Below are 20,605 nucleotides of genomic sequence, written 5' to 3' on the forward strand. Positions count from 1 at the left end.
GGCTCAGGCGCCAATTCTAGCGGATAACCGCACCCTTCATCTGCCAGAGAAACAGCACGGTTTGCCGCCCTTCGTTGACCTCGAACAGCCGATCGGCCGGCGCGCCGGGAATTTCGAAGGTATTGCTGACCAGCCAGCTACCGGCGCGCATCTCGGCTTGCGCCTTGAACCAGAGCTGCGGCATCGGCACCGGCGAGAGAAAGCAGTAGACGACGTCGAACTCACTCAGGTCGGTGCGCCACAGACTGCGATAGCGGATGCTGCAATTCTCCTGAAACAGGCAACGCAGCCAGGCAAGCACGAACAGCAGCGGCGCCGTTTCCACGCCAACGAACTGCCCGCGCGGAAACTGCCGGGCCAACTGCAGCAGCATCCCTGCCGTACCACAACCAAGATCGACGAAACGCAGTGTCGGCTCCCGTTCGCTCAGGCACTGCTGCAGACGCTGCTGCGCCTTGCGCCCACTCAAGTACAGCGGCACCTGCTCGCGCAGACTGTTCCAGTTGACCAGCAACAGCAGCACGAAGCCCAGCAGGAACAGCCAGGCCGGCAAATCGGCGCGCTGCGCCAGCAACAGCGCGGGCAAAAACGCCAGATTGATCCACAGCCACCAGCGCGACAAGCCCAGACGCCAGCCTATGGCAGCAGCCAGGATGCCTTGCAACAACGCCACCGAGAACAGCGACAGGCGCCAGGGCAACAACGCCAGCAGGTACACCAGTACCACCATCAGCGCCGCGGCCAGCCCCTGCGCCAGGAGCGCGCGCAACACAGGCAGCCGCAGCACTGCTCTTTCCCCGCCTGTCGTCATTGCCGCCCCCCATTGCTGGCAGCCGAATGGCCACCGAGCGCTCATGCTAAACTCGCCGCGATCAACACTCCACCACACCCGGATGCTTCATGGCCAAACGCCAACTCAACCGCCGCCAGAGCTGGCGCATCGAAAAGATTCAGGGCGAACGCGCCGCCCGCGCAGCCAAACGTGAATCACGCGCCGTGGAAGCACTGGAAGGCGGCGATCTGGGTCCGGAGCAGACCGGCCTGGTGATCGCGCACTTTGGCGTACAGGTGGAAATCGAAGGTTTGCAGGGCGAGTTGGCCGGTCAGGTGTTTCGTTGCCATCTTCGCGCCAACCTGCCGGCCCTGGTCACCGGCGATCAGGTGGTCTGGCGCCCCGGCAATCAGGGCGACGGCGTGATCGTCGCGCAGTTGCCGAGAAACAGCGAACTGTGCCGCCCGGACATGCGCGGCCAGCTCAAACCGGTGGCGGCCAACGTCGACCAGATCGTCATCGTCTTCGCCCCCCTGCCCGAACCGCACGCCAATCTGATCGACCGCTATCTGGTGGCCGCCGAACATGCCGGCATTCGCCCGCTGCTGCTGCTGAACAAGGCCGATCTGATCGACGAGCAGAACCAGGTGGCGCTGGACGCCCTGCTCAAGGTCTATCGTCAGCTGGACTACCCGCTGCTGGAAGTCTCGGCCCATCACGGCGATGGCATGGAGCAGCTGAAGAAGCGCCTGGACGGCCACGTCAGCGTATTCGTCGGCCAGTCCGGGGTGGGCAAGTCATCCCTGGTCAACGGCCTGCTGCCCGGCGTCGACACCCGCGTCGGCGCGCTGTCGGAGCTGACCGGCAAGGGCACACACACCACCACCACCGCGCGGCTGTTCCACTTTCCCGGTGGCGGCCAGCTGATCGACTCTCCCGGGATTCGCGAATTCGGCCTCGGCCATGTCAGCCGGGATGACGTGGAGGCAGGCTTCATCGAGTTCCACGACCTGCTCGGCCGCTGCCGTTTTCGCGACTGCAAGCACGACCGCGAGCCGGGCTGCGCACTGCTGCAGGCGCTGGAAGACGGTCGCGTGCAGCCGCAGCGCATGGCCAGCTACCGACACATCGTCGCCAGCCTGCCGCAGGACGACTACTGATTGTTCAGCTGATCGAGCGGGCTGTTGCCACTTTCGAAGATATTCAGCCGTTCACGCAACTGATCGGCTGGCAGCGCCTCGGCGGGGCGTTGTGACGGCGCGGGTGCAGGGGCCTGCTCCTGCGCGGGCGGCTCCCCGTTCGCGCCCTGTTCGCCCTCGATCGCGCGCTGCGCCTTCTTGGTCAGCACGACGATATCGATACGCCGATTGACCGGATTGAACGGGTCTTCGCGATCGAACAAGGCCGACGAGGCGTAGCCGACCACCCGCGCCACCTGCTCGTCCGGATAGCCGCCGGCCACCAGCACCCGCCTCGCGGCGTTGGCGCGGTTGGAGGACAACTCCCAGTTGCCGAAATCACCACGCCCGACGAAGGGCTTGGCATCGGTATGGCCGCTGATGCTGATCTTGTTCGGCACTGCGCGAATGGTGTCGGCCATGGCCAGCAGGATGTCCTCGAAGTACGGCTGCAGGTTGGCACTGCCGAGGGCGAACATCGGTCGGTTCTCGGCATCCATGATCTGGATGCGCAGGCCGTCCTGGGTGATCTCGAACAGAATCTGATCCTTGAAGCGCTGCAGTTCGGGGTTTTCCTCGACCTTGTTCTGCAGCTCCTGCAACAGCAGCTCCAGGCGCTCCTGCTCCATCTTCTCGGCCAGGGTTTCGATCTGATCGGTGCTGACGCCCGTCTCGTCCGGCTGGCTCTCCGGCGTTTCGGATATGTCCGGGTTGAGGGTGCGCTCGGGCGCCGGCGTCGGTGTGCCGCCGAGGTCGATGGCGTAGGGGCTGGCGCTTTCGGTGAAGCCGATGGGGTCCTGGAAGTAACCGGAGATGGCCTTCTTCTGCTCTGGCGTGGCCGAAGTCATCAGCCACATCACCAGAAAGAACGCCATCATGGCCGTCGCGAAGTCGGCGAAGGCGATCTTCCAGGCACCGCCATGGTGCCCGCCCGCGGTCTTCTTGACCCGCTTGACGATGATGGGTTGGTTGTTTTCCATGGCTTAGTTGCCGCGCATGGCCTGTTCGAGCTCGCTGAAACTCGGCCGGTGGGCCGGATACAGCACCTTGCGCCCGAATTCCACAGCCAGGGTCGGCGGCATGCCCGAGGCGGAAGCGACCAGGGTCGCCTTGATCGCTTCGTAGAGGTTCAGCTCTTCCTTGGCATCATGCTCCAGCGCATTGGACAACGGGCCGAAGAAGCCGTAGGAAGCGAGAATGCCGAGGAAGGTACCGACCAGCGCCGTGCCCACCTTCTCACCGATCTGCGCGTTGTCCGCCTCGGCCAGGATCGACATGGTGATCACGATACCCAGCACCGCCGCAACGATACCCATGGCCGGCATGCCGTCAGCGACCTTGGCCACCGCGTGCGCGGGGTGTTCGACTTCTTCCTTGAGACTGGCCAGCTCCATGTCGAACAGGCCTTCCAGCTCGTGCGGGGCCATGTTGCCGGAGGACATGATGCGCAGGTAGTCGCAGATGAACGCCGTCATGCGCGCGTCCTTGAGCACCCCCGGATACTTGCTGAAGATCGGGCTGGCGTTGGGGTCCTCGACGTCCGCTTCGATGGCCATCATGCCTTCACGGCGGCTCTTGTTGAGGATCTCGTACAGGAGCTTGAGCACTTCCAGGTAGTAGGTATGGGTGAAGCGGCTGCCGAACATGCTCAGCGACTTCTTGAACACCGTCATGAACATGCTGCCGGGGTTGGCCTGCAGGAAGGCCCCCAGCGCCGCACCGCCGATGATCAGAACTTCGAAGGGGTGGACCAATGCCATGAACTTGCCGCCCGAGAGAATGAACCCGCCGAGCACGCAGCCAAAAACAACAACGATACCTATGATTCTTACCATAAAATAAACGCTTGCAGAGCCCAGAGGATGGGTTATTAAAAACAACCCTTCTAATTATCGGAACTTATACGCCAGACTATAGCCAGTTATGGTCAAAAGCCAGTTCGACTCGAGCCAATATGTCGACGTCAAAGCCCCTGCCACGCACTCTGGACGCCTGGGTACAACAACTGGGCAAGCTGCCGCTGCCAATCGAGCAGCAGCAACATGCGCGCATACGCCGCGTCCTGGGTGACAGCCGCCGCACCTGGCGCGAAATCGCCGAGACGATCGAAGCGAGCCCATCCTTCGCCCTGCAGGTGCTGCGCGAAGCCAACCAGTCGAGCAACAGCCTCAGCGATCCGGCCGAAAGCGTCGAAACCGCGCTCTCACGACTGGGCCTGAGCCGCTGCGAAACGCTGCTCAACCAGGCTCCGGCGCTGCCCGAGAACGAAATCCCCCTGGCGTTTCGCCAGATACTGCTGATCAGCCAGCACGCCAGCCAACAGGCACGCGGCCTGTTCGGCGCACGCCTGGCGCGCCTGTGGAACGAGCTGCATGGCTGCAGCCTGCTGTTTCTCGCGCCGATGTGGCCGCTGCTGTGTGCCCATCCACACCTGCTCGAGGCCTGGGAGCAACGCGTGCTGCTCAAGGGCGAGCGACCCGCCGCGGTGGAGAAGGAGCTGCTCGGTGTCGGCCTGATTCAACTGTGCCTCAAGCTGGCCGAACGCTGGCGCCTGCCGGAGTGGATCGTGCGCGGCTATCGCCTACTGGAGCGTGACCGCCGGCAACTGGTCAAGGCGCTGCACATCGCCCGCGATAACGAACATCCGCTGCATCAGCAGCAGATGCTCGACGAAGACACGGCCCTGCGTCACTGGCTCACCCAGCCAAGCAACTGCGTGCTGCTGGCCAACGGCCTGGCGGTATCGGCGCACCACGCCTGGGACACCGCGCACAACCTGCGCTGGCAGCGCCTGACCGGGCTGTACCTGCAGATGCCCCTAAGCGAGCTGCAGCAGGAGGTGCACCAGCACGCCGTCAGCAGCGCCCGCCTGATCCACGACGCGGCGCTCTGGCATCCGGCCCAGGCCCTGATCTGGCCATGGGACGCCCATCGCCTCAAGCCTGCCGTCAGCGCCCCGCCACCGCCCAAACGTGACGATCTCACCGTCTGGCGGCAGCACTGCGCGCGCCTGCTGGCCGAGCCCAGCAGCTTCGCCAACGTGCCGCAACTGACGGCGTGCGCTCGCGATGCGCTGCAAGCCTGCGGCCTGAAGCGCGTCCTGCTGCTGCTTGCCGACCGTCATCACACCCGCCTGCAGACCCAGCAACAGGCCGGCCTGGATGCCGGCGCGGCGAGCCTCAGTCTCGACCCGGCGCAAAGCCAGGTGCTGAAACGCCTGCTCGCCGAGCCGGGCCAGTTGCGCCTCACACCCGGCAACATGGCGCAGTTCTCCGCCCTGCTGCCGGGCAACCTCAAGGCGCTGTTCCCCAGCGAACACCTGCTGCTGCGTTCTGTGGCCAGCAATGGCCGCGTGGTGATGCTGGTGGTGGCCGACCAGGGCGGCCAACCGCTGAATGACGTCAGCCTGCAGGCCTTCGCCAAGACCGCGCAGTGCATCGAGCGCGCCCTGAGCAGCTTTTCCAGACGCGCGCACTGAAGAGTCCGCTACAATCGACCTCTTTTCATACGAGGAGGCCGTCATGTCCGCCTTCGACAACCTGCCGCTGGTGATCGAACCGAACGAACTGGCCGAGCGCCTGGACGCGGCCGATCTGATCCTGCTCGACCTGAGCAGCGCAGCGCGCTACGCCGCCGGCCACATTCCCGGAGCGCGCTGGGTGGATGCCAAACGCACGCAACTGGGCCTGCCGCCCGCGCCCGGCCTGCTCCCGGAGCGCGCGCAGCTCGAGGCGCTGTTCGCCGATCTCGGCCACCATCCGCACGCCACCTACGTGGTCTACGACGATGAAGGCGGTCCCTGGGCGGGCCGTTTTATATGGCTGCTGGACGTGATCGGCCATCAGCGCCATCACTTTCTCAACGGCGGTCTGCAGGCCTGGATCGGCGACGGGCTGGCACTGAGCCAGGACGTGCCCACAGTCGCCCGCAGCGAAGTGACGCTGACTCTGAGCGACGCCCCGACCGCCACCCGCGACTATCTGCAGTCACGCCTGGGAGCTGCCGATTTGGCCATCTGGGACGTGCGCGGTGCGGACGAGTACCGCGGCGAGAAGTTGAGTTCGGCGCGTGGCGGACACATCCCCGGCGCCACCCATTTCGAATGGACCGCAGGCATGGATCCGCAGCGAGGCATGCGTATCCGCACGGATATCGGTGAAGTACTGCAAAGCCTGGGCATCACACCGGACAAGGAAGTGATCACCCACTGCCAGACCCATCGCCGCTCAGGCTTCAGCTATGTGGTGGCCAAGGCGCTCGGTTATCCGCGGGTGAAGGCCTATGCCGGCTCCTGGTCGGAATGGGGCAACCTGCCCGACACGCCCATCGAACGCTGAGTCCGTCGACAATCGAGTCGCATCCGGCCTGGCCACGCCAGCGCCGGTTCAGAACCCTCAAGGAAACACGATGAAACAACGTCTCTTTATCCTCAGCCAGTACCTGCTGCCACATCACCTGCTGTCGCGCCTGATCGGCTGCGTGGCCGAATGCCGCATCGGCTGGCTGAAGAATCCGCTGATCACCTGGTTCGCCAAGCAGTACCAGGTCAATATGAGCGAAGCGCAGAACGAAGACCTGCGCTCCTTCGAGCACTTCAACGCCTTCTTCACCCGCGCCCTGAAGGCAGGCGCGCGCCCGCTGGACGAAACCCCCGGCGCCATCCTCAGCCCGGCCGACGGTGCGATCAGCCAGCTCGGTGCCATCGAGCACGGCCGTATCTTCCAGGCCAAGGGTCACAGCTTCAGCGCCGTCGAACTGCTGGGCGGCGATGCCGAGCGCGCAGCGCCCTTCATGGGTGGCCAGTTCGCCACCGTATACCTCTCGCCGAAGGACTATCACCGCGTCCACATGCCGCTGGGCGGCACGCTGAAGGAGATGGTCTATGTGCCGGGCCGCCTGTTCTCGGTGAACCAGACCACGGCGGAAAACGTGCCGGAACTGTTCGCCCGCAACGAGCGCGTGGTCTGCCTGTTCGATACCGAGCGCGGGCCGATGGCCGTGGTACTGGTCGGCGCGATGATCGTCGCCAGCATCGAGACGGTATGGGCCGGCCTGGTCACGCCGCCCAAGCGCGAGCTGAAGAGCACGCGCTACGACGCCGAAGCCCGCGCGCCGATCGAACTGGCCAAGGGCGCGGAAATGGGCCGCTTCAAGCTGGGCTCCACGGCCATCGTCCTGTTCGGCCCGAACCAGGTGCAGTGGGCCGATCAGCTGTGCGCCGGCAGCGCGGTGCGCATGGGCCAACTGCTGGGCAACGCCCGGGGCTGATCCATCGAGAAAGGAACCGCATCTCGACCGTTCGGTCATAGATCCGTACTCTGGCGTGGCAGCCCGTCCAAGCGGACGGGCTGCCAGCACAGGCAGATGCTGCTAGAGTTCGAAAGACTATTACTAGAGCCGCTCGTTTTTGCGTGGCCGGAGTATCCGAGTTTGATGGATAGACAGAGTCCCCACCTGCAACTGTTACGCGTCCCCACACCGAGCAAGCAAAGCCTCAGCTTCTGCGACGGCAGTCCCCGCGACCTCAAGCGCTGGATCGCAGGCCTGCCCAAGGCGAACATCGGTGAAACCGCGCGCCAGTTGTACCAGAGCCTGGTGGAACTCAACCAACTCCTCACCCCCTCGGAAAACCGCCTGCAACTGCTTGAGCTGCTGCGCCCCGAAGTCAGCTTCGTCTGCCAGCATCTAGAGCGCCACTTCCTCAACCAGGCGATCGTTCTCGACGAGCGCCCACGCAAGGTCGCCAACCTCTGCCAGGCCCTGCAGAACCACCTGGCTGTCGGCTACAAGCTGATCATCGCCCGCGTCCTTGCCCGTAGCGGCAAGGACCGCGACCAGCTCCTCGCCGTATCCCTGCAGCGCGCCAGCCACAGCCTGTGCAGCCCGCTGATCCGTGCCAGCCAGCTGTACTGCCCGGTGCCCGAAGGGCTCTGGCTGGAGCTGCACCAGCTGTACCAGATCGCCTGCGAGCAGCGCCTGCAGCGCCAGGTCATTCGCGACCCGTTGGCTCGCCACACCCAGGGCCTGAGCACCGAGCAAACCTACGTCACCGCACTGCTGCTGGGTTGCGCCCGCACCAACCAGATGCGCCAGAACGGCATCGCCCGCCTGGCCGAGGCGCTGGAGCCCTGGAGCACGTTGATCAGGCTGCAGCCCGGCGACCATCCCGACAGCCTGTTCGTCCTGGCGCCGCAGATCGACGGCCCGCCGCGCTACAGGTCGCTGTACCAGAACAGCGAGTTGCACAACCTGCTGGGCATCGACACGCAACCCTTGGTCGGTGCCATCAAGGAATACCTGGAGCTGCCGGAAGAAGAGCGCAGCAAATCACGCCTGATGATTCCAGAGGGCGTCAGCCTCGATCTGCTGCAGCATGTTGCCGCAGCCTGGGGCGACATCGCCGAGCGCACCTTCCAGCGCACCCCGGGCCACGGCAACCTGACCCTGTGCATCGGCATGACCGCCCTGCATTTCTTCCTTTCCGGCCGCCGCTCGTTCGGCGAAGTGCTCAAGCGCCCCGTGGAAATCGGCGCTGCCGTGTTCAAGCCGGCCACTGGCGAGCCTGACGTCTGGTCGAACGCCTTCGACGCCCAGCGCAGCGCTGCGGACGAAATCCATTTCGAAGAGATTCAGTACACCCGAGCCACCCCGGGTGAACAGGCGCAGCCGGAGAACAGCGGCGAGGACTATCCGACCTTTCCCCTGGCGATCATCAACCACAGCCCCGGTGGCTATTGCCTGTCCTGGCCCAAGGAGGTACCCAGCCAGCTGCAGGCCGGCGAACTGCTGGGCGTGCAGGACAATCCCAGCCAGGGCTGGAGCGTGGCCATCGTGCGCTGGATTCGTCAGGTCCGCGGTGGCGGCACGCAAATGGGCATCGAACTGATCGCCCCGCATGCGCGCCCCTGCGGCCTGCAGCTGCTGCGCAAGGGCGAGCAGAGCAGCCAGTATCTGCGCGCCCTGCTGTTGCCGGAGATCAGCGCCATTTCCCGTCCAGCCAGCCTGATAACGCCGCGCCTGCCATTCCAGGAAGGCAGCAAGGTGCTGATCAACGACCATGACGAAGAGCACCGCGCGGTGCTCACCCGCAGGCAGGTCAGCACCGGCAGCTTCAGCCAGTTCGAGTATCACCGCGTGGGCATCGAAGAGCCTGCGGCCGGGACACCGGTCACAGCCTCGCAAAGCCAGAAGCCTGCCGGGGAGGAAGATTTTGACTCGCTGTGGAAGTCGCTGTAGGCTCCGGCGAACTCACCATTTGTCGCCTTTTCGCGTCCGTTCGGCGCGGTAATGACCCCTCTATGGCCATCGAAAAAAAAACCATCCGCCTGCTGATTCTCGAGGACTCGCAGAACGAAGCGGAGCGCCTGGTCAGTCTGTTCCGCAACGCCGGGCACGCCACCCGCGTGCATCGTCTGATTTCCAGCGATGACCTGGCCGAAGCCCTGCAACAGACCTGGGACCTTCTGATCTGCGCGCCGAGCAGCGAGCATCTCGACCCCAGCGAGGCGATCACCGCCATCCGCCGCCAGGCCAAGGACATCCCGGTCATCCAGCTGGTGGCGGACAACGACTCCGAGATCATCACCGAAGCGCTGCTGTTCGGCGCCCAGGACGCCCTGCCCCAAGGCGAGGATGAACGCTTGGTGCTGGTGGCCAAGCGCGAGCTGGCCAACCTCGAGGAACGCCGCGCCCGTCGCGCCGCCGAAGTGGCGCTGCGCGAAGCGGAAAAACGCTGCCAGCTGCTGCTGGAAAGCTCGGTGGACGCCATCACCTACGTCCACGACGGCATGCATATCTACGCCAACCGCGCCTACCTGGAGCTGTTCCGCTACGAGGATGGCGAAGAGCTCGAAGGCATGCCGATGATCGACCTGATCGCCAGTGCCGATCACGCGGCGTTCAAGGATTTTTTGAAGAACTACCAGAGCGCCGAAGGCAATGCCGAGCTGGGCTGCCAGGGCGTACGCGCCGACGGCAGCAGCTTCGCCGCGCAGATGAGCTTCTCGCCTGCCACCTACGATGGCGAACCATGCATTCAGGTGGTGATCCGCGCGGAAACCTCCAATGCCGAGCTGGAAGAGAAGCTGCGTGAAATCAGCAGCCAGGACCTGGTCACCGGCCTGTTCAACCGCACCCACTTCCTCGAACTGATGGACAACGCCGCCGAGCGCGCCGTCAGCACCGGCCAGCCCTCGACCCTGGCGTACATCCGCGTCGACCGCTATGCCAGCATGCAGGGCGAGATCGGCCTGGCCGGCATCGACCTGCTGCTGACCGACCTGGCCGGCCTGCTGCGCGCCCATTTCCCGGCGGAAACCCAGCTGGCCCGCTTCGGCGACGACGTATTCGCCGCCTTGCTGCCAGGCCAGACGCCCGAACAGTGCCAGGCCAACCTGGCGTCCCTGCTGAAGAAGGTCGAAGGGCACCTGTTCGACGTCAGCGGCCGCACCGCACAGACCACCCTGTCGATCGGCGTCGCCGGCCTCAGCGAGAAGACCGCCAAGGCCCAGGAAGTCATCGATCGTGCGCACCGCTGCGCCGACGAGCTTGGCGACGGCAACGCCATCAAGCTGTTCAACCCGGCTGATGAGCTGGCCGCAGCGGCCAACCGCGGCAACCTCCTGGCGATGGTCCAGCAGGCACTTGAGAACAACAGCTTCCGCCTGCTGTTCCAGCCGATCATCAGCCTGCGTGGCGATGCTCACGAACACTACGAAGTGCTGCTGCGCCTGCTCAACCCGAAGGGCGAAGAGGTGCCGCCTGCGCAGTTCCTCGCCGCCGCCAAGGACGCCGGGTTGGGCGAGAAGATCGACCGCTGGGTGATCCTCAACTCGATCAAGCTGCTGGCCGACCACCGCGCCAAGGGCCACAACACCCGCCTGTTCGTGCACCTGTCCAGCGCCAGCCTGCAGGATCAGACCCTGCTGCCCTGGCTCAGCGTGGCGCTCAAGGCCGCCCGCCTGCCATCGGATTCACTGGTATTCCAATTCGGCGAGCCGGATGCCATCACCTACCTGAAACAGGCCAAGGTGCTGACCCAGGGCCTGGCGGAACTGCACTGCAAGGTTGCCCTGAGCCAGTTCGGCTGCGCCCTGAATCCGTTCAACACGCTCAAGCACCTGCAGGTGGATTTCGTCAAGGTCGACGGCTCGTTCTCTCAGGATCTGAGCAATGCCGACAATCAGGAAGCGCTGAAAACCCTGCTCAGCAGCCTGCACGCCCAGGCCAAGCTGACCATCGTGCCCTTCGTCGAAAGCGCCAGCGTGCTGGCAACGCTGTGGCAGGCGGGGGTCAACTTCATCCAGGGTTACTACCTGCAGGGCCCGAGCCAGTCGATGGACTACGACTTCTCGGCCGGCGACGAATAAATCCCGCCAATGAAAAAGCCGCCTGTCCAGGCGGCTTTTTCGTATCCGACAGAACCTCGGCGCTTATTCCTGCCCCTCGCGATCGCGAAAGCCGAGCAGGTAGAGAATTCCATCCAGACCGAGGGTAGAGATCGCCTGTTTGGCCGATTGCTTGACCAGCGGCTTGGCGCGGAATGCCACGCCGAGACCGGCCAGGCCGAGCATCGGCAGGTCGTTGGCGCCATCGCCAACGGCGATGGTCTGTTCCAGCTGCAAGCCTTCCTTCTGCGCCAGCTCACGCAACAGGTCGGCCTTGCGCTGGGCATCGACGATGGGCTCGACGGCCACACCGGTGACCTTGCCGTTCTCGATCTGCAGCTCGTTGGCGAACACGTAGTCGATGCCCAGCTTCGCCTGCAGTTGCTTGGCGAAGTAGGTGAAGCCGCCGGAGAGAATCGCGGTCTTGTAGCCCAGGCGCTTGAGTTCGGCGAACAGTACCTCGGCGCCTTCGGTCAGGCGCAGCGAGGCGCCAATCTCTTCCAGCACGTCTTCCGACAGGCCCTTCAGCAGGCCCAGGCGCTCCTTGAAGCTGGCGCGAAAATCCAGCTCGCCGCGCATGGCCCGTTCGGTGATCTCGGCCACCTGCTCGCCCACGCCGGCGGCCTTGGCCAGTTCGTCGATCACTTCGGCCTCGATCAGCGTCGAGTCCATGTCGAACACCGCCAGGCGACGATTGCGGCGGAACACCGAGTCGCGCTGGAAGGCGATGTCGACGTTGAGCTCCTGAGCCACGCTCAAGAACTCGGCACGCAGCGCCACCGGATCGGCCGGCTCGCCGCGCACGGAGAACTCGATGCAGCCCTTGCCCTGCTCGGCCGGCATGTCCAGCGGCATGCGCCCGGAAAGACGGTCGATATGATCGATGTTCAGGCCGTACCTGGCAGTGATCGCACTGACCCGCTGCAGCTGCTCGGCGCTGACCTTGCGCGTCAGCAGGGTGACGATATGCCGGGCCTTGCCCTGGCCGCTCACCCACTGGCGATAATCCTCTTCGGACACCGGGGTGAAGCGCACCTGCTGGTCGAGCTCGTAGGCGGTGAACAGCAGATCCTTGAGCACAGCCTGGGAGCGACCGTTGTCCGGAATTTCGATGAGAATGCCGAACGACAGGGTGTCGTGGATCACCGCCTGACCGATATCGAGGATGTTCACCCCGCCCTGAGCCAATACGCCGGTGATGGCTGCGGTGAGTCCGGGGCGATCTTCGCCGGTGATATTGATCAGGACGATTTCGCGCAAGACGCACCCTCCAAGGCAAACGATTGAGGCAGGCAAGCGGCGAATGAGCCGCCGGCCGACGAAAAGGCGCACATTCTACCCAGTTTCCCCTCGATCCGGGCAGCCATGCGCTTTGCCCGCTCCAGACCGCTCGCTATACTGCGCGGCAACTTCAGTCGACAAGAGCCGTGCTCTGTGAACCGGCCCGCGCCCGTCAAACCCGACAATTTCTTCCTCATCATCTTTCACGCGCTGCGTCAGCGGCGGGTGCCCCTGGTGCTGCGCATCGCCAGCCACAGCCTGTTGCTGGTGGCGCTGGCCATGCTCATCTATGCCTGGGTCATGGGCATGCAGTTCAAGCAGGCCATGCAGCAGCAGGCCGACGCCCTCGGCCAGGCGCTGATCACCCAGACGGCGGCCTCGGCCACCGAACTGCTGGTGTCCAACGACATCCTCAGCCTCAATGTGCTGCTCAACAACCTGGCGAAGAACCCGCTGGTGGCCCATGCGGCCATCTACAGCGTGGATAGCCGCATCCTCGCCGAGGCAGGCCCGCGCCCGACCCGCAGCGTGCTGGGCGAGACCGAAGGCCTGTATTCCACCTCCATCACCTTCCAGGAAGTGATGGCCGGGCAGTTGCGCATCAGCCTGGACATGAGTCAGTTCCAGCAGCCGATGACCATCAGCCTGCAGAGCATGGGCATTCTCAGCCTGATCCTGCTGGCCCTGACGCTGTCGCTGAGCATGCGCCTGGGCCGACATATTTCCACGCCCTTGCTGCAGATGCGCCTGTGGCTGCGCGACCCGGACGATCCCGCCCCCGGTGCGGGACGCAACGACGAGATCGGCGACCTGGCGCGCCAGCTGCAGGCCCGCCTGGTACCGGAAAAGCCGGAACCCGAGCCGGAGCTGGATGACGAGCCGCTGCTCGAGGATGTCGACGACTATCTCCCGGAAGAAGACGACGAGCATTTCGACGACGAGCCGGAACAGCCTCGCGCCGGGCATTCTTTCGATGAGCAGGACAGCGACGACGAGGCGCTCAAGCCCTGGCCCGATTCGATAGAGCCGGACGATCCCTTCGCCGATCTGCGCGATGAGCCCGAAGTCGCTGCGCCCGTCGCCAAGGCGCCGCGCCCGGCGCAGGCCAGCGCCGTGCTGGCTATCCAGCTCGGTGCTCAGGAACAGCTGCGACGCCTGCCGCGCACGCGCCTGCTGGATCTGCTGGATCGTTATCGCGGTTGCCTGGAACAGGCCGCCGCGCTGTATCAGGGGCAACTGCACACGCTCAAGGACGGCAGCAGCCTGATGCTGTTCCATGAGCGCGAGTGCGGCGAGGACTACCTGACCCACGCCATCTGCTGCGGCGAGCTGATGCGCGCCCTCGGCCATGCGCTGCAGATCGAGGTCGCCGACAGCGGCATCACCCTGCAACTGCAGCTGGGCCTCACCCTCGGCGACGATCTGGAAGAACTGGGCCAGGCCGAGCTGCTGCTCAGCGACAGTGCCCTGGACGCCCTTGCCCTGTCGCAGCACAGCCGCAACCTGCTGCTGGTGGAACAGCGTGTCGCCCAGGATGCGCTGGCTCGCCAGCGCGCGCGCATCCGCCCGATTGCCAGCCCGGAAGGGGCCAGCTGCGTGGAGCGCCTGCTCGATCCTTATCCGGCGCTGCTGGAGCGACAGCTGACGCGCATGCACGAAAGCCGGGCGCACTGACGGACGGTTCAAATGCGGTGCGCATGGCGCACCCTACGACGCGACGCTACGGCCCGTAGGGTGCGCCATGCGCACCAGCGTTCCCCAAGAGATATACCCTACGACGCACCGACCAGCGCTCGCCGCTGCTGCGGCTGCACACCGCAGCGGCGCAGCCAGTCCTTCCAGCGCACCCGCTCATCACGCACCAGCCAGCCGTCCTGCTCGGCAAAACTCTCCGACAGCCACAACCCGCGAGTGCTGGCCGGCAGCAATTCGCCCTTGCGCAGGGTGAACAGACCGCCGCTGGGTACACCGTGCTGCAGCGCCAGCAGGTAGATATCCGGTCGCCGACGCTCCAGACGCGCCACCAGGCGGCCATCCTCCAGACACTCATCGACGTGGAACAGGCTCAGCTGACGGGCATCGCGCGGCAGCTCCAGACTCAGGTCATAGACCAGCTGCAGTGACGCGGTCGGCAGGTGTACGTAAGCGCGCGGCCGCTCCAGCAGGGTGAGGTTGCCGCACTGCACCGGGCGCGCCGCGCCGGACAGCGGGCTGAGGCGAAAATGGCTGGCTTCGCGATAACGCAGGGCGCCCTCATAGGGCGTGGGCAGCCAGGTATCGGCGAAACGCCCGCTCAACCAGCCATCGGCGCTTTCCAGCAGGCATTCCTCGGCCACTTCCTGAATGGCGGTGAGCAGCGGCAGGTTGAGTTCATGCGCCGGCACGTAGCCGGAAATCAGCTTGAGCACGGTGTCGCCGCGATCGGGGCGGCGCTGGCGCACCAGCAACCAGTAATCGCGGCCCTGCAGGCGCAGGGTCAGGCGCACCGACACGCCGAGATTGGCCAGCTCCACGGAAAAGCGCGAGCTGTCCGCCACCTCGATCGGGCGACGCCGTTCGAGCATCTGCTGAAAGTTCAGCGGCTGTCCCAGGCTCTGGTAGCTCAGGCCGTCCGGGCTGGCTTCGACGAACAGCGGCAGGGTCTTGAAGTTACTCGGGTCCTTGCGGATCAGCGTACGCGGCATCTCGACTCCTTGTTCCGTCTGGGCATGGGCCGGCTCGGCGACCAGCGCTCACGCGAGGCTCAGGTTGAAGCGAAAACCGCTCAAGGCTGCCCCAAGCCGGCCACCCAATACAACCCGAGGCTGTAAGAGGACGTGACCGCAACCTCAGCCAAGGCCTTGCAGCACGGCGGCCACGGTCGCCACGTTGGCCGCCAGGTGGGTGGGCGTGATGGTACCGACGATGGCGCTGCTGACGCCCGGATGGGCGAAGATCAGTTCGAAACTGGCACGCACCGGGTCGACCCCCTCGGCCAGGCAGGCGTGGCCGCTGGCCAGCGCCTTCTTGATCAGAATGCCCTTGGCGTGACTGGCAGCGTAGTCCAATACCGGTTTTTCACCCTGTTCGCCGAGGTTGTAGGTGACCATGGCGCAGTCGCCCTGCTGCAGCGCCAGCAACCCGCCCTCGACGGTCTTGCCGGAAATGCCGTAGGCGAGAATCTTGCCTTCGCGCTTGAGCTCGGCCAGCGTCTGGTAGACGCCGGTGTCTTGCAGCACCGCCAGGTCATTGCCGTCGGAATGCACCAGCAGCAGATCGATGCGGTCGGTTTCGAGACGCTTGAGGCTGCGCTCGACCGAAAGACGGGTATGCGCCGGCGAGAAGTCGAAGTGCGACTGGCCCTGCTCGAACTCCTCGCCGGTCTTGCTGACGATCACCCACTGATCACGCTGGCCACGCAGCAGCGGGCCGAGACGCTGCTCGCTGACGCCGTAGGCCGGCGCGGTATCGATCAGATTGATGCCCAACTCCCGCGCCTGATTCAGCAGGGCACGAGCCTGGGCGTCGTCGGGAATGGTGAAGCCGTTGGGGTACTTCACGCCCTGGTCGCGGCCCAGCTTGACCGTGCCCAGGCCCAGCGGCGAAACCCGCAGACCGGTGGAACCCAGCGGGCGATACAGCTCGTGCAGCGTGGTCATGGCAGCAGCGTCTCCCAGACTGGCTGGCCCAGCGGCGGGCGTGGCAGTTCGGGCAGCGGTGCATGAGCCGCCGGCTGCACATGCTCGCGCTGCAGCCTGGCCAGCACGCGATCGGCGAAGTCCGGCGCCAGCGCCAGCTTGGTCGGCCAACCCACCAACAGGCGCTGCTGCTCGGCGAGAAAGGCGTTGTCCGGGCGCACCAGGCCCGACTGCGCGGGTTCGGCGCGATCCACACGCAGCGTGGCCCAGCGCGTCTGGCTCTGGTCGACCCAGGGCAGCAACGCTGCCATTTCCTTCTGCGCCGCCTGAATCTGCGCCGCCTCGTCGCGGGCGACGCCATCGGCTTCGGCCAGATCGCCGCCCAGATACCAGACCCACTGACCATCGGCCGCCGGATGGGTGGTGACGGTCACCCGCGGTTTGGGTCCGCCGCCGAGGCAGTGAGCGTAAAGCGGCTTCAGCGCCGGCCCCTTGGCCAGCACCATATGCAAGGGACGCAACTGCTGCGCTGGCTGCTCGACCCCCAGCGCCGCGAGCAGCTCGGCGTTACCGGCGCCGGCACTGAGCACCACGCGCTGTGCACGAATCTCGCGGCCATCGACGATCAGCCCGCACAGCTCGCCATGTTCCTGCAGCGGCTCGATACGCTCGGCAGCCAGCAGTCCGTCGCCGGCCAGTTCGGCCAGGCGAGCGATCAGGCTCGGCACGTCGAGCACCAGCTCGGCCAGGCGATAGACCTTGCCCTTGAACTTCGGATGCTGCAGCGCCGGGGGCAATTGCTCGCCCTTGACCTGATCGACGCGGCCGCGCACCGCCTTGCTGGCGAAGAAGCTGGTGAGGTTGCCGGCCAGAGTACCGGGCGACCACAGGTAATGGGCATCGGAGAGAACGCGCACGCCGGACAGATCCAGCTCGCCGGTGCCGGCCAGCGCCTCGCGCCAGCGCCGCGGCATGTCGGCGATGGCCTCGGAGGCGCCGGTCAGCGCACCGTGCAGGGCGTACTTGGCACCACCGTGGATGATGCCCTGCGACTTCAGGCTCTGCCCGCCACCCAGGCTGCCGCGCTCCACCAGCACGGTGGCAAAGCCTTGCTGACGCAGGCGGGCGTTGAGCCAGAGGCCGGCGATACCGCCGCCGACGATCAGGACATCGGTGCTGAGAGACTGGGACATGAACGGGCCTCGGCGAAAAACAGGCGCGCAGTATAACCCTCACAGCGGCCGCAGGCTTCAGGCGGCAGGCTACAGGCAAGAGCGCAAGCCTCTGGCTTGCGCCTGCTTCAGTGGCCGGTGGAACTGGAGAACAGCTGGATCACCACCACGCCGCTGACGATCAGGCCCATGCCGAGTACGGCCGGCAGGTCGAGCTTTTGCTGGTAGATGAACATCGCGGCGATGCTGACCAAGACGATGCCCAGTCCGGCCCAGATGGCGTAGGCGATGCCCACCGGAATGGTGCGCACCACCAGCGTCAGCATCCAGAAGGCGATGCCGTAGCCGCCCACCACCAGCAGAAGCGGCAAAGGCTTGTTGAAGCCGTCGATGGCCTTCATCGAGGTGGTGGCGACCACTTCGGCCGCAATGGCGATGGCGAGATAGAGGTATCCGGGCATGATGGCGACTCCTGAACGATGGTCGCCATTCTAGGCACTCCACTGATGGGATAAAGTGATTACCTATCTGCCCGGGAGATAGGTCAGCCATGAATTGGAACCTCGATCAGTTGCACCTGTTCGTGCGCACCGCCGAATGTCGCTCGTTCTCGGCCGTGGCGCGCGAGACCGGGCGTGCGCAATCGGCCGTCAGCACCGCCATCGCCCTGCTCGAAAGCGACCTCGGCGTCACCCTGTTCGAACGCAGCAGCGGGCGCCAGCCACAACTGACCGAAGCCGGCGCCGCGCTGCTCGAGCAGGCGCGCAGCGTGCTGCAGCAATGCCAGCGCCTCGACGGCCGCGCACTGGGCCTGGCCCGCGGCGAGGAAGCACGGCTGCGCCTGGCGCAGGACGAGGCCATGCCCTACCAGCCGGTGCTGGCCAGCCTGGAGGCGCTGGCCGAGGCCTTCCCCCTGCTGGAAGTGCAGCTTTCCAGCGGCGCCCAGGGCGATGTGGCGCGCAAGCTGCTGCAGCGCCAGGCGGACCTGGGCCTGCTGTTTCATCACGAGCAGATGCCGCGGGAGCTGGAGAGCCAGCGTCTGGGCACCATCGAGATGGTCACGGTATGCAGCCCGAACCATCCGCTGGCCGGACTCGCCACTGTCGAACGTCGCGACCTGGCCGAACATCGCCAACTGCTGATGACGCCGCAGGACAGTCACTACCCCGGCGGCGAGCAGATCGGCCCGCTGGTGTGGCGCGCCGACAGCTTCTACGTCATGGCCGAACTGGTAATCCGCGGTGTTGGCTGGGCCTGGCTGCCGCGCCATGTAGCGCAATACCCGACCTACCAGGGCCACCTGCAGGAGCTGCGCAGCGATTGGGCGCCGCTGCCGCTGGTGGTGGAACTGGTCACCCGCCGCGACGGCGCGCTCGGCCCCGCCGCAAGCTGGCTGGCCGACTGCCTGGCGCGTGAGCTGCTGCGGCCGCAGGCATGACTGCCCTTCCAGCGCATCGCCGGCGGCGATAAGCTGCGCGCCCATGAACAGACTCATCTACACCCTGCTGCTGCACCTGGCCCTGCCCCTGATCGCCCTGCGCCTGGCGCTGCGCGCACGCAAGGCGCCAGCTTACGCACGGCGCATCAACGAACGCTTCTCCCTCGGCCTGCCGGCGATGAAACCGGGCGGCATCTGGGTACATGCGGTCTCGGTGGGCGAGAGCATCGCCGCCGCGCCGATGATTCGCGCACTACAGGCGCATTACCCCGAGCTGCCGATCACCGTCACCTGCATGACGCCGACCGGCTCCGAGCGCATCCAGGCACTGTTCGGCAACAGTGTGCAGCACTGCTACCTGCCCTACGACCTGCCCTGGGCCGCCGCACGCTTTCTCGACCGCACACAGCCGCGCCTGGCGGTGGTGATGGAAACCGAGCTGTGGCCGAACCATATCCACCAGTGCGCCAAGCGCGGCATTCCCGTAGCCCTGGCCAATGCGCGCCTGTCCGAGCGCTCGGCGCGCGGCTACGCACGCTTTGCCAAACTCACCGCGCCGATGCTCGCCGAGCTGTCGCTGATCGCGGTGCAGACTCAAACCGAGGCGCAACGCTTCCTCGACCTGGGTGCTCGCCCTGGCTGCGTGGAAGTGACCGGCTCGATCAAGTTCGACCTGAAGATCGAAGCCGAGCTGCCGCAACGGGCTGCCGAACTGCGTCGTCAGTGGCACGCCGAGCAGCGCCCGGTATGGATCGCCGCCAGCACCCACGCGGGTGAAGACGAGATCATCCTTGCCGCTCATCGTCAGCTGCTTGGCAGTCACCCTGATGCGCTGCTGATCCTGGTACCGCGCCATCCCGAACGCTTCAACGCGGTACATGAGCTGTGCCTGAATCAGGGCCTGACGACGCGCCGCCGCTCCACGGGCGAAGCTGTCCAGCCTGGCGACCAGGTGCTGCTGGGCGACACCATGGGTGAGTTGCTGTTTCTCTACGCCTTGGCGGACATCGCCTTCGTCGGCGGTAGCCTGGTGGCCAACGGCGGGCACAACCTGCTGGAGCCGGCAGCCCTGGGCAAACCCGTGCTAAGCGGCCCGCATCTGTACAACTTTCTGGAAATCGCTGCGCAGTTGCGTGAAGCCGGCGCGCTGGGCGAGGTAGAAAACGCCGAGCAACTGGCGGACAGGGTTACCACGCTGCTGGGCGAGCCGGGTGAGATGCAGCGCATGAACCAGGCCGGCCTGAGCGTACTCAAGGCCAACCAGGGCGCGCTGGAGCGCCTGCTGAGTGGCTTGCGCCGCTTGCTGCAGGCTGTCAATCGGTAGGGTGGGCTTCAGCCCACCAAGACTGGCCGCCGCTGGTGGGCTAAAGCGGATCGCCATCCGCCCCACCCTATGCCCTGTGCCCACCGCCCATACCGCAATGCCCATGGTGCGCGCGGTGTTCAGCCGGGAGACATAGGTAACGGGTGTCGGGAGACATAGGTAACGCATTTAGGCTACCGGTGTTCATCGAATCGGGAGATCGAGAGATGCCGTGGCCGGAGCGCAGCACTATGTCGATAAGGCGAGAGTTTGTTCTGTTGGCGGGGCAGCCCGAAAGTAATGTGCGGGAGCTCTGTCGGAGATATGGCATCAGTCCTAGAACTGGCTACAAATGGCTGGATCGGTACCGTGAGCATGGCGATGCCGGTTTGCAGGACCGGTCCCGGCGTCCCCTGAGCAGCCCAGGGCGCAGCGATCCGAGGCTGGAGCAAGCGGTG

Annotated in this window: 18 protein-coding genes; 10 read left to right on the top strand and 8 right to left on the bottom strand. The window is 65.5% G+C overall.

Going from position 1 to position 20,605, the window contains the following annotated elements; translation table 11 throughout:
* Positions 1-16: 16 nt before the first annotated feature.
* Positions 17-811 (bottom strand): class I SAM-dependent methyltransferase, encoded by a 795-nt coding sequence (locus BLS61_RS04655; protein ID WP_090427986.1) that lies wholly within the window; start codon positions 809-811, stop codon positions 17-19.
* An 89-nt stretch (positions 812-900) separates the two neighbouring features.
* Between BLS61_RS04655 and rsgA the strand changes: the two genes are divergently transcribed.
* On the top strand, positions 901-1,932 hold the full coding sequence (rsgA, locus tag BLS61_RS04660; RefSeq protein WP_090427989.1) for a small ribosomal subunit biogenesis GTPase RsgA: 1,032 nt from the start codon (positions 901-903) through the stop codon (positions 1,930-1,932).
* Here the strand turns inward: rsgA and motB are convergent.
* Positions 1,926-2,930: a flagellar motor protein MotB gene (gene motB, locus BLS61_RS04665; RefSeq protein WP_090427992.1), complete on the bottom strand. Its 1,005-nt coding sequence runs from the start codon at positions 2,928-2,930 to the stop codon at positions 1,926-1,928. The genes rsgA and motB overlap by 7 nt on opposite strands.
* Before the next feature lie 3 nt (positions 2,931-2,933).
* Positions 2,934-3,785, bottom strand: a complete 852-nt coding sequence (gene motA, locus BLS61_RS04670; RefSeq protein ID WP_090427995.1) for a flagellar motor stator protein MotA — start codon at positions 3,783-3,785, stop codon at positions 2,934-2,936.
* A 119-nt stretch (positions 3,786-3,904) separates the two neighbouring features.
* Between motA and BLS61_RS04675 the strand changes: the two genes are divergently transcribed.
* The 5 genes from BLS61_RS04675 to BLS61_RS04695 all read left to right on the top strand — a co-directional run bounded on the left by BLS61_RS04675 (position 3,905) and on the right by BLS61_RS04695 (position 11,318).
* Complete coding sequence (locus BLS61_RS04675; RefSeq protein ID WP_090427997.1) at positions 3,905-5,428, top strand: HDOD domain-containing protein; 1,524 nt, start codon at positions 3,905-3,907, stop codon at positions 5,426-5,428.
* 43 nt (positions 5,429-5,471) lie between these two features.
* On the top strand, positions 5,472-6,287 hold the full coding sequence (locus tag BLS61_RS04680) for a rhodanese-like domain-containing protein (protein WP_090428000.1): 816 nt from the start codon (positions 5,472-5,474) through the stop codon (positions 6,285-6,287).
* A gap of 70 nt (positions 6,288-6,357) precedes the next feature.
* Entirely contained in the window at positions 6,358-7,218 is an 861-nt protein-coding gene (asd, locus tag BLS61_RS04685; RefSeq protein ID WP_090428003.1) for an archaetidylserine decarboxylase, read from the top strand.
* A 165-nt stretch (positions 7,219-7,383) separates the two neighbouring features.
* Complete coding sequence (locus BLS61_RS04690; RefSeq protein ID WP_090428006.1) at positions 7,384-9,186, top strand: molecular chaperone; 1,803 nt, start codon at positions 7,384-7,386, stop codon at positions 9,184-9,186.
* A gap of 62 nt (positions 9,187-9,248) precedes the next feature.
* A complete protein-coding gene (locus BLS61_RS04695) occupies positions 9,249-11,318 on the top strand; it encodes an EAL domain-containing response regulator (RefSeq protein ID WP_090428009.1) in 2,070 nt (689 codons plus the stop codon).
* A 63-nt stretch (positions 11,319-11,381) separates the two neighbouring features.
* Here the strand turns inward: BLS61_RS04695 and serB are convergent, their stop codons facing one another.
* Complete coding sequence (serB, locus tag BLS61_RS04700; RefSeq protein ID WP_090428012.1) at positions 11,382-12,596, bottom strand: phosphoserine phosphatase SerB; 1,215 nt, start codon at positions 12,594-12,596, stop codon at positions 11,382-11,384.
* 174 nt (positions 12,597-12,770) lie between these two features.
* Here serB and BLS61_RS04705 point away from each other — a divergent pair, with 174 nt between their 5' ends.
* The gene (locus BLS61_RS04705) at positions 12,771-14,291 is read left to right on the top strand and encodes an AhpA/YtjB family protein (RefSeq protein ID WP_090428014.1); all 1,521 of its coding nucleotides are present in this window, start codon (positions 12,771-12,773) and stop codon (positions 14,289-14,291) included.
* A gap of 98 nt (positions 14,292-14,389) precedes the next feature.
* Here the strand turns inward: BLS61_RS04705 and BLS61_RS04710 are convergent, their stop codons facing one another.
* The 4 genes from BLS61_RS04710 to BLS61_RS04725 all read right to left on the bottom strand — a co-directional run bounded on the left by BLS61_RS04710 (position 14,390) and on the right by BLS61_RS04725 (position 17,867).
* The gene (locus BLS61_RS04710) at positions 14,390-15,301 is read right to left on the bottom strand and encodes a metal ABC transporter ATPase (RefSeq protein ID WP_090428015.1); all 912 of its coding nucleotides are present in this window, start codon (positions 15,299-15,301) and stop codon (positions 14,390-14,392) included.
* Positions 15,302-15,445: 144 nt separating this feature from the next.
* Positions 15,446-16,255 (bottom strand): aldo/keto reductase, encoded by an 810-nt coding sequence (locus tag BLS61_RS04715; RefSeq protein WP_090428017.1) that lies wholly within the window; start codon positions 16,253-16,255, stop codon positions 15,446-15,448.
* On the bottom strand, positions 16,252-17,427 hold the full coding sequence (locus BLS61_RS04720) for an NAD(P)/FAD-dependent oxidoreductase (RefSeq protein WP_090428020.1): 1,176 nt from the start codon (positions 17,425-17,427) through the stop codon (positions 16,252-16,254). Before BLS61_RS04720 ends, BLS61_RS04715 begins: the two co-directional genes overlap by 4 nt.
* A gap of 107 nt (positions 17,428-17,534) precedes the next feature.
* Positions 17,535-17,867: a DMT family transporter gene (locus BLS61_RS04725; protein ID WP_090428023.1), complete on the bottom strand. Its 333-nt coding sequence runs from the start codon at positions 17,865-17,867 to the stop codon at positions 17,535-17,537.
* Positions 17,868-17,956: 89 nt separating this feature from the next.
* Between BLS61_RS04725 and BLS61_RS04730 the strand changes: the two genes are divergently transcribed.
* From BLS61_RS04730 to BLS61_RS23815, 3 genes are all read left to right on the top strand, one after another.
* A complete protein-coding gene (locus BLS61_RS04730) occupies positions 17,957-18,844 on the top strand; it encodes a LysR family transcriptional regulator (protein ID WP_090428026.1) in 888 nt (295 codons plus the stop codon).
* A gap of 43 nt (positions 18,845-18,887) precedes the next feature.
* Positions 18,888-20,168 carry a lipid IV(A) 3-deoxy-D-manno-octulosonic acid transferase gene (gene waaA / locus BLS61_RS04735; protein WP_090428029.1) on the top strand — a complete coding sequence of 427 codons (1,281 nt, stop codon included), beginning with the start codon at positions 18,888-18,890 and terminating at the stop codon, positions 20,166-20,168.
* A gap of 206 nt (positions 20,169-20,374) precedes the next feature.
* A partial coding sequence (locus BLS61_RS23815; protein ID WP_244157910.1) for a helix-turn-helix domain-containing protein occupies positions 20,375-20,605 on the top strand: 231 nt, incomplete at its 3' end.

The sequence above is a fragment of the Ectopseudomonas guguanensis genome (genome assembly GCF_900104265.1).
Taxonomy (GTDB): Bacteria; Pseudomonadota; Gammaproteobacteria; order Pseudomonadales; family Pseudomonadaceae; genus Aquipseudomonas; species Aquipseudomonas guguanensis.